Consider the following 5,288-nt stretch of genomic DNA (forward strand, 5'->3'; position numbering starts at 1 on the left):
TGTTAAGGGTTCCGAGGCTCAACGTCAATAAAACAATTGGAATAAAAAACTGATATAATTATTTTAATTAACTGGGGAGATTTTTTGAAATATAAAGTTATTAGAGAGGAAAAACAAAGAAACCCTATTATCGTTACAAAGTACAATAGAGGTTATCTTGTGTTAGATAGTGCACATAGGTATACAGCTTTGAAAAAGATAGGTTGTCAATATGTAATGTGTCAAGTTGTAGAAAAAGATGATTATACAATAGAAATATGGAATCATCAAATTTCCCATAACGACTTTTTAAAAATAAGTCCTAATGTGTGACAGTCTGTATCGTGCGATTGATACAGATAGCACCATTTTCCTTTGATTTTGATATATGTCTCATTAATACGCCGTTTACAATAGGCTTTTTTAGGCTTTTTCATCAAAATAATTCCCCCACTAAAGTTGAGTTTTAAGGTTCAACTTTAGGGGGGGAATTCAAAAAATATACAGCAATTATATTTTTATTTTATTACTTTTATAAAATAATACAATGCTGAAAGATGTAATTAAAGAAAGGATGCTAAAAATTAACATTCCAGATTTAAATTGAGTAATAATTAAACCACCAATTACTGGAGCTAATAATGAACCGATGTTTTGTAAACCTAACAAAGAGTAATAAGCTCCTTTATTATACTTATCGGTAATTTCGTCTATTCTAATATCTATAGTAGTAAATACTAACATTTCCCCCATAGTGAATACAATCATAGCAAAAGCAAGTAATACAATATTTTCTGTTAAGCCAAAAGTAAATAATCCTAAAGTTAAAGTAATTGCTCCTAATATAATGCATGATTTATGAGAATATCGCTTGTTTAATAAATAAATAAAGTATTGACAAGTTAAAGCTATCACACCATTTATAGACAGTAAGTAACCATAAATAGAAGTAGCTTTAGAGTGCGATTTTATGGCAAAGAATTGAGGTATAGAACTTAGAATTTGAGAATAACCAAATACAAAGAATATACTTCCTAAAAGCAATAATACATAAGCTTTATTTCTTTTGATAATACCAAAAGAGGTAAGATAGTTTAATTTAGGATTTTCGCTTCTTTTTTCTTCTATAGAAGAAAAAAGAAAAAAGATAAAATTAATAAAGTAGATAAAAGAAATAAAGATGCATACATTTTTTAAAGAAGATACTTCTTGAATTTGTATAGAAATAAAAGGTCCTAATGCAGCAGCTATGTTTATGAGATAGTACCTTATATTAAATACTAATCGTTTTCTTGATGTTTCAGAGTATAAAGTTAATAAGGTTTTATATGTAGGAGAGAGTAAACTACTTGCTATAGTATTAATTATAGTAAAGAATAAAAAACCATAATAACTATGTATGTATGGAAATATTACAAAGCTGATAAAAGCTGTAAAAATACTACATAGTATAATTTTCTTCTTATTTACTGTACTTAACATCGGAGCTAATATAAAACTGATGATTAATGCTGTACACCCGGAAGAAGATAAAATAATCCCTATCTCTAAACTAGAATATGAAAATTCCTGAATTAAATAAATAGATAAAAAAGGTATTATGAGGAAATGTGAAAATCGTTCGAAAAAAGTGACTATTAGAAGTAGATAAATGATTTTAGAAAATTGAAACAAAGTCAACACCCTATCCTTTTATAAAATCAACCCCGTAATTATTTAAAATATTATACATGGTATCTTTAACTTTATCATAAAAATCTGTACCTATAGCAAATAAATGAATCATAAACACATATAACTTGTAAAATTCTATTCGCTTTTCATATCCAACACACAACGGATATATATTATTATATTCTTGATAAAAATCTAATGGAAATTTTTCTAATGCTAGAGTATATCCAATATCAAATTCTCTATCTCCATATAAACAGACTGGATCACATAGAATAGGATCTCCATTTTTTTGAAAAAGAATATTTCCTTTCCAAAGATCACCATGAAGTAATGATGGTGACGATTGGTGATAATATAAGCTCTTCAACATAATTTTTCGTATATCTTCATATAATAAAAGATCCGAAATTGAAAATAAACGTTTCTTGTATATTTCAGAACATAGCTTATCCATCCTACTTTTAATAAATAAATCCCCCCAAGAAGAAGTCCATTTATTAGTGAATTCAATCGTTCCTCCATTGAAATTATGACTAAAGCCAAATAGATTTAGTGAATTTATATTTTTATGCATGTTTGCAACTATTTTACCTAGTTTTCTATAGCTTTCAGGATAAGCATGGCCATTTTCAATGAACTCTAACAGTAAAAAAGAATTATTGTCTAATTCTCCTTTATTAATAATTTGAGGAACAGGAATATTTTTATCAGTTAATTCTTTTAAACTGGATAACTCATAATCAAAAAAATTTGATTTAGTATTAGGTTGTAGCTTTAAAAAATATTTTTTGTTGGAAGCATCAACTGAAAAAGATAGATTCACATATCCCCCTGCAATAGGAAATATTTTTTGAATATTTTTAATTGGTAATTTAGAATAATCAAAATTATACATAGTTTATCACCTTTTGCTTGGCTTTGATAACTCATGGCCACTCTACTAAAATAGAGTGGCCATGTTTGTTTAATATAATAAGGAAATTTTTATTTCTTTATTATTAAAATGAATAGTATTTTCATATTCATCTATAACATTTAAGTGTATATTTTTAATCAGCAAATTTTCTTTAAACATATTTTTATTGGTTTTTATTGATTCTAATAATTCCCCAGTTACACCGATATAAATATCAATACGTTGATTTATTGGTAAATTTTTCTTTTTTCTTAATTGTTGAATTAATCTAATGAGCTCTCTAGCATGTCCTTCGCGAATTAATTCAGGAGATAAATTTTTATCTAATAATATAACGCAGTCATTATCTTCACTGAGTTGATAACTATCCTTAGGTAAGGTTTTAATTATAAAATCATCCTTAGTTAACTCAGCATCAGAAGATAAACTTTTGAAGTTATTAGACTCAATTAAACTTTTTTTATCATACTCTGATAGGGAGTCTATCAATGTTTGAATATTTTTCGTTTTGTTCCCTAGTTTTGGTCCCACAGAAGAAAAATTCAATTTAAGCTCATAGGTAATATAGTCATTAATATTATCAGTTAATTCAATGTTTTTTATATTTAATTCGTCTTTTATTATTGAATAGTAATTAGGTAAAAAACTTAAGTTTAATTGACTATTAGGTTTAATCACCATTTTCGATAAAGGTTGCTTAATTTTTAAATCTGCATTTTTGCGAGCCTGTCTAGATAATTCTACAATTTTTATAACGGTATGCATTTCATCTTCCAATGCTTGATTAATAAAACTTTCTTTATATTGTGGATAATCTTGTAAATGCACACTTTTTCCAGTCAAATTATAATGGATTTTTTCAGATATAAATGGAACAAATGGAGCCACTAGTCTTGATAAAGTTGTTAAAATTTCATAAAGCGTATTGTACGCATCTTTTTTATCGTTAGAAATTCCTTGTTCCCAAAATCGTCCTCTCGATCTCCGAATATACCAATTACTTATTGTATTGGTATATTCGTTAATTAATCTGGCTGCGGAAGTGAAATCGTAATTATTTACATAAATATTACTTTCTTTTATTAAGGTGTTTAAGCGAGAAAGAGCCCAATTATCTAATGTATTTCTACTTTTTGTAATTTCATTATTAGGATTATAGTGATCTATTTTATTATACATATTATAAAATTTATAAATATTATCAAGCGTATCTATAAATTTCGATTTGGTCTGAGCTACTATATTTTCTGAGAATCTTTTGTTATTCCATGGAGCACTATCCGAAATTAAGGCCCATCTTAAAGAATCGGCTCCGTACTTATTAATTAATTCAGTTGGATTAATAACGTTTCCTTTACTTTTAGACATTTTCTTACCATTACTGTCTAGAATATGTCCTAAAGATAAAGCACGTTTATAAGAAGATTTTCCTTTTAGAATAGTAGAAATTACTAGTAAACTGTAAAACCAGCCTCTCGTTTGATCAACTCCTTCTGCAATAAAATCAGCTGGAAAGTGTTGATTAAAAATTTTCTGGTTATCAAAAGGATAATGATGCTGAGCAAACGGCATAGAGCCGCTATCAAACCAAACATCGATTACTTCTTCTACTCGAGACATTTTCCCATTACACTTAGGGCAACTAAGAGTGATATTATCAACATAAGGTCTATGCAACTCAATATCTTCATCAATTTTATTGATGGAATTATTTTGTAAATCCTTAATACTACTTGGTGCGTATTCGTGATTACAATCATTGCAAATCCATACATTTAATGGTGTTCCCCAATATCTATTTCTACCAATGTTCCAATCAACCATATTTTCTAAGAAATTTCCCATTCTCCCTTCCTTAATATGAGAAGGAAACCACTCTATATTATTATTATTGTTAATAATTTCATTCTTAAAATTAGTTGTTTTAATAAACCAACCTTCCATCGCATAATATATCAAAGGATTACCACATCTCCAACAATGAGGATAATTATGCTCATATTTTTGTTTTTTATATAAAAGTTGTTTTTTGGATAATAATTTTATGATTTCTATATCACTATTTTTAGCTTTATTACCAACTAATTCAGGGAACCTATCATTATATACTCCTTCTCTTGTTATAACATTTAAGAAATCCAAATCACGCTCTAAAACCAATTGGTAGTCATCTTCCCCATGAGCTGGTGCTATATGAACAATACCAGTTCCTTCTGAGTTAGTAACAAATTCTCCATCAACAACGTAATATGCATTAACTAAACCGTCGCTTTCAAAAGGAGGAATGTATTTTAAATTAATTAAATTACTTCCTGAAAAGGTATCAATAATTTCGTATTTTTCAGTTATTATAGAATTAATTAGATCTGTAGCTAAGATATAATACTCATTTTCTACCCGAATTTTTGAATAATTAAGATCTTTATTTATAGCTAATGCTACATTTGCAGGCAAAGTCCAGGGAGTGGTAGTCCAACTTAAGAAATAAGTATCTTTACTATTTGTAAGTTGAAATTTAACAACAGCTGATAAATCTTTAACGTTTTTATAGCCTTGCGCTACTTCATGAGAACTTAAAGCGGTTTGATCATGTGTACAATAAGGAGTCACCTTATGTCCCTTATATAATAGTCCTTTTTTATGGAATGTAGATAATATATTCCATACACTTTCAATATAATTATTCTCAAGAGTTATATAGGGGGAGTCCATGTCA

4 protein-coding genes and 1 pseudogene are annotated in these 5,288 nt (G+C 27.7%); 1 reads left to right on the forward strand and 4 read right to left on the reverse strand.

Going from position 1 to position 5,288, the window contains the following annotated elements; all coding sequences use genetic code 11:
* Window positions 1-84 precede the first annotated feature (84 nt).
* Window positions 85-312, forward strand: a complete 228-nt coding sequence (locus HMPREF2578_RS00445) for a ParB N-terminal domain-containing protein (protein ID WP_002440499.1) — start codon at window positions 85-87, stop codon at window positions 310-312.
* Here HMPREF2578_RS00445 and HMPREF2578_RS10790 read toward each other — a convergent pair.
* The 4 genes and pseudogenes from HMPREF2578_RS10790 to mupA all read right to left on the reverse strand — a co-directional run.
* A pseudogene (locus HMPREF2578_RS10790) lies at window positions 285-422 on the reverse strand (DDE-type integrase/transposase/recombinase); the annotation flags it as partial. The gene HMPREF2578_RS00445 and the pseudogene HMPREF2578_RS10790 sit on opposite strands and share 28 nt — an antisense overlap.
* A gap of 67 nt (window positions 423-489) precedes the next feature.
* A complete protein-coding gene (locus HMPREF2578_RS00450) occupies window positions 490-1,662 on the reverse strand; it encodes an MFS transporter (RefSeq protein WP_223201780.1) in 1,173 nt (390 codons plus the stop codon).
* Window position 1,663: 1 nt separating this feature from the next.
* Window positions 1,664-2,551 carry a fructosamine kinase family protein gene (locus tag HMPREF2578_RS00455; protein ID WP_000282188.1) on the reverse strand — a complete coding sequence of 296 codons (888 nt, stop codon included), beginning with the start codon at window positions 2,549-2,551 and terminating at the stop codon, window positions 1,664-1,666.
* 69 nt (window positions 2,552-2,620) lie between these two features.
* The coding region (gene mupA, locus HMPREF2578_RS00460; RefSeq protein ID WP_070508188.1) for a mupirocin-resistant isoleucine--tRNA ligase MupA at window positions 2,621-5,288 on the reverse strand (2,668 nt) is incomplete at its 5' end.

Source organism: Staphylococcus sp. HMSC072H03 (genome assembly GCF_001809305.1).
Lineage (GTDB): Bacteria > Bacillota > Bacilli > Staphylococcales > Staphylococcaceae > Staphylococcus > Staphylococcus hominis.

Bases quoted from the DNA above. Each gene is read 5' to 3' on its own strand.
- HMPREF2578_RS00455 (WP_000282188.1), bottom strand. From the start codon at position 2,551: ATGTATAATTTTGATTATTCTAAATTACCAATTAAAAATATTCAAAAA.